General features: G+C 77.5%; 2 protein-coding genes and 1 pseudogene. 2 read left to right on the top strand and 1 reads right to left on the bottom strand.

Annotated features, from left to right (window positions below):
• Both KIK08_RS37865 and KIK08_RS37860 read left to right on the top strand, forming a co-directional pair.
• On the top strand, positions 1 to 1,807 hold a 1,807-nt coding region (locus tag KIK08_RS37865; protein WP_214408130.1), incomplete at its 5' end, for a hypothetical protein.
• Positions 1,808 to 1,901: 94 nt separating this feature from the next.
• Positions 1,902 to 2,564 (top strand): hemerythrin domain-containing protein, encoded by a 663-nt coding sequence (locus KIK08_RS37860; RefSeq protein ID WP_214408129.1) that lies wholly within the window; start codon positions 1,902 to 1,904, stop codon positions 2,562 to 2,564.
• Positions 2,565 to 2,585: 21 nt separating this feature from the next.
• Here KIK08_RS37860 and KIK08_RS37855 read toward each other — a convergent pair.
• A pseudogene (locus tag KIK08_RS37855) lies at positions 2,586 to 3,852 on the bottom strand (hypothetical protein); the annotation flags it as partial.

Raw genomic sequence — 3,852 nt, 5'->3', positions numbered from 1 at the left:
CGACCGGGCCGACGCCGGGCTGGCCTCGGCCGTGCGCTCCGGGGCCGTGGTCGCCGGGGTCGGGCGGGACCGCGACGGCATCCGCTTCGCCGGCCCGGCCGACCGCGACGCCGTGCTCTCCCAGCTGGCCGCCGACCCCGGGCGCTCGCGGCGGTTGCACGCCGCCGCCTACCGGCACGCCGCCGACTCACCGGCCGCCGACCCCGCCGCCGTGGCCCGGCACGCGCTGGCCGCGCGCCCCGACGTCGCCGACGACGAGATCGCGAGGGCGTGCCTGGCCGCGGCCCGCGACGAGCGGGAGGCCCACCGGCTCGACACGGCCATCGAGTTCGCCACCCGGGGGCTCGCGCTCACCGCCGACCCCCAGGTGCGCTTCGCACTGCACATCGCCCAGGGCGACGCCCGCTACGACCGCGCCGACATGCGCGCCGCGGAGACCGCGTTCCGGGCCGCGTACGAGGAGGCCGGCGGGTGCCCGCGCCGGCGCGCGGTGGCCGCGATCCGGCTCGCCCGGCGCTGGACCGACCCCGGCCGCGTCGACCGCTCCCTGCTGCACATGCTCGGCACCGCCCGCGACGAACTGGCCGCGTCGGTCGACCTGGGCGCCGACCGCGAGGCCCACCAGCTGTGGCTGCTGCTCAACGCGTCGCTGGCGCACTGGATGACGATGGGGCTGCTGCCCGAGGGGCCGGTCGTCGAGGACCCGGAGCCGGTGCGGCTGGCCCGCGCCACCCTCGACGCCCTCACCCCGGGCACCGACCCCGAGGTGGCCTGCGAGGTGCTCACCGAGTGCCGCTACGCGCTGTTCGACTACGCCCCGCCCGCGGAGCTGCGCCGGATCAGCGTCCGCATGGAGGAGGCCTCGGCGGCATCGAGCTCGGTGCACTTCCGCGGCGAGGCGCTGATGCAGTCGGTGGTCGACCACCTGCGCCTGGGCGACATGGCCGCCGCGCTCCGCACCAGCGAGCTGCACCGGGGGCTCGTCGAGGACACCCCGAGCGGCATGGGGCCGTGGCTGCAGCTGGCCCTGGACACGGTGTTCGACCTGTGGGACGGCGACCTCGCCGACGCCGAGGCGCGCATCCTCGGCCCGCAGAAGGCCCTGCTCGACGGGGCCGAGGACGTCAGCGACTCGATCCAGCAGACCTGGATGGGCCAGCTGTCCTGGCTGCGCTACCAGCAGGGCCGGATGCCCGAGCTGACCGGCATCCTGCGGCTGGCCGAGCGGCGCCAGTACTTCGTGCTGTGGGCGCCGGCGATCGCGCTGATGTGGGGCGAGGTCGCCGCGCCCGCGGCCGCGGTCGACCAGCTCGCGGCCACCCTCGACCTGACCTCCGACCTGCGGGCGCTTCCGCCGCACGGGCTCGCGGTGCCGACGCTGGCCGTCGCCGCCGAGGCCATCGACAGCCTCGACGGGTTCCGCAACGACCGCCTCGACGTCGACGACCTCGCGCGGCGGGTCGACGCCCTGCTCGAACCGCACACCGAGGAGATCGCGCTGGGCGGGTGGCCGACGCTGCTGGTCGGTCCGGTGCACCGGGCCCGCGGGCTGCTGGCGCTGGCCGTCGGCGAGCCCGACCGCGCGGTGGAGCACTTCGAGCTGGGCATCCGCCGGGTCGGCGGCTCGGCCGGCCAGCTGGCCTGGCTGCGCCTGCACCTGGGCCGCGCGCTGCTGGCCAGGGGCCGCCCCGGCGACGCCCGGCGGGGCCGCGACGTGCTGGAGGCCGCGCTGGAGGCCGCGACCGCGAAGGGCATCGGCGCGCTCGCCACCAAGGTGCGCCGCCACCTCGAACCGTTGCCGGACTGACTTGCCGGCCCCGTCGCGGGCCGGGCAAGTGCGCGGAAAGCCGCCGGCAAGTGCCGCGGGCGATCGTGGTCCCCGAACCGAGGAGGGAACCACGATGAGCACCCGCACCGAGACCCCCGACCTGCTGGGCATCCGGATGGCCCACCGCATGATGCGCCGCGACGCCCGCAGGCTCACCGAGGCGGCCGAGCGCATCGCCGCCGGGGAGGCCTGCTCGCCGGAGCGCGCCGCCGCCGTCACCCGCTGGGTCGAGATGGTCTGCGACGAGGTCCACCACCACCACACCACCGAGGACGAGGCCCTGCTGCCGCTGCTCACCGCCCGCGCGGGCGCCGACGTCGACCTCGCCGAGCTGGGCGACGACCACCGCGCCCTCGACCCGCTGCTCGACGCCGTCCGCGCCGGCGCCGCCGCGCTGGCCACCGCGACCTCCCCGGCGGACCGCCGCGCCGCGGCGGCAGGGCTCGGCCGGGCCATGGCCCGGGTGCGCGACGAGCTCGACGAGCACATCGAGGACGAGGAGCGCTCGATGTTCCCGATGATCGAGAAGTACCTGACGGTCGCCGAGTGGGACGCGGTCGAGAAGCGGGCCCGCGACGGCGGGATGCCGATGTCGTTCATGCTCCCGCGGGCGGCCGACGTGCTCGACCGGGCCGAGTTCGCGCAGCTGACCAAGGGCCCGGGGGTCATGCTCAAGCTGCTGCTGCCGCTGGTGCGCCCCGGCTACCGGCGCCGCGAGCTGCTGGTCTTCGGCTGACAGCGGGGCCCGCGCCCGCCGTCAGCGGGTGCCCACCACGGCGTCGAGCGCGGCGCGGGCGCGCCGCTCCCACAGCGGCGCGCCCAGCTCGGCGCTCACCTCGACCGCGCGGGCGAGGTGAGCCTCGCGGACGTCGTGCGGCATGCCGAGCAGCGCGGCGAGGTCGGCGAGCACGTGCGCGACCGGGCCCACCGTCACCGTGCCGCTGGCCAGCCCGGCCAGGGTGTGCTCCCAGGGCAGCAGCCGCTCGTAGCACGTCGCGGCCAGCTCGCGGTCGCCGAAGCCGACGGCGACCTCGGCGCGCAGCGCGGTGAACAGCAGCCAGTAGTAGTTCAGCGAGTAGGGCTCCTCCGGTCGCCACAGCGCGCGGGCCCGATCCGGTTCGCCCGCCGCCAGCAGCGCCAGCGCGGCGAGGTCGCTGGGCCCGTGCGGCATCGGGCCGATGACCCTCGCGAGCTGCTCGGCCAGCTCGCCCAGCCGGGCCTGGGCGTGCCGGACCCCGACCAGCCCGATCAGCCCGATCAGGGCCCCGTTGCTCTCGCCCGCGGCCTCCAGGCGCTCGCCGACCGCGGCGTAGACGGCCTCGGCGGTGCCGGTGTCGCCGCCGACGAGCGCGCGCAGCCCGGCGAAGATGGCGCTCCAGCCGAGCATGTGGCCGAGCTGCGCCCCCGAAGCGGCGGCGATGGCCGCGTCGGCGTGCTGCTGGGCGCCGTCCAGGTCGTGGCGGGCCAGCGCGGCCTGGAACAGCAGGTGGTGACCCTGCGACGGGTAGCCGACCAGGCCGGCGGCGCGCGCGGTCGCCAGCAGCTCGGCGCCCAGGTCGCCGAGCTCGTGCTGCAGGTCGGGGCCGGTGGCGATCAGGCCGCGGGCGTTGAGCGCCAGGCAGCGCAGCCGCGGATCGCCCAGCTCGGCGGAGATCCGCAGCGCCTCGGCGCTGGCCGCGCGCACGCGCTCGTCGTCGCGGCTCTCCACCTCGAAGACCAGCGCGGCCAGCAGCCGGCAGCGCATCGCCGGGTCCGGGTCGGGCGCGGCCAGGCGCTCCTCCAGCAGCGCCACCAGGTCGGCGTCGACCTGCACGTCCTGCCGGATCGTCCAGGCCACCGGGACGTCGTAGCAGGTCAGGGCCCGGTCCAGGAGGGCGGTGCCGCGGGCGTGGTCGACCGCGGTCCGGCGGGCGCGCACCGCGCCGCGGATGTCGCCGCCGTGCGCCAGCGCCGACGCGTGCGCGATGCGCAGCTCGGTCTCCCGCTCGGCGCCCGCCCCGGCCGGCCCGCACAGCTCGATCCCG

The organism is Pseudonocardia lacus (genome assembly GCF_018531445.1).
Classification (GTDB): domain Bacteria; phylum Actinomycetota; class Actinomycetes; order Mycobacteriales; family Pseudonocardiaceae; genus Pseudonocardia; species Pseudonocardia lacus.
Note: the sequence above shows the minus strand (reverse complement) of the source record. Positions and strands in the feature narration are given on the sequence as shown.

What these genes read in the sequence shown, in the direction of transcription:
- KIK08_RS37860 (WP_214408129.1), top strand. Translation starts at nt 1,902, where the DNA reads ATGAGCACCCGCACCGAGACCCCCGACCTGCTGGGCATCCGGATGGCC.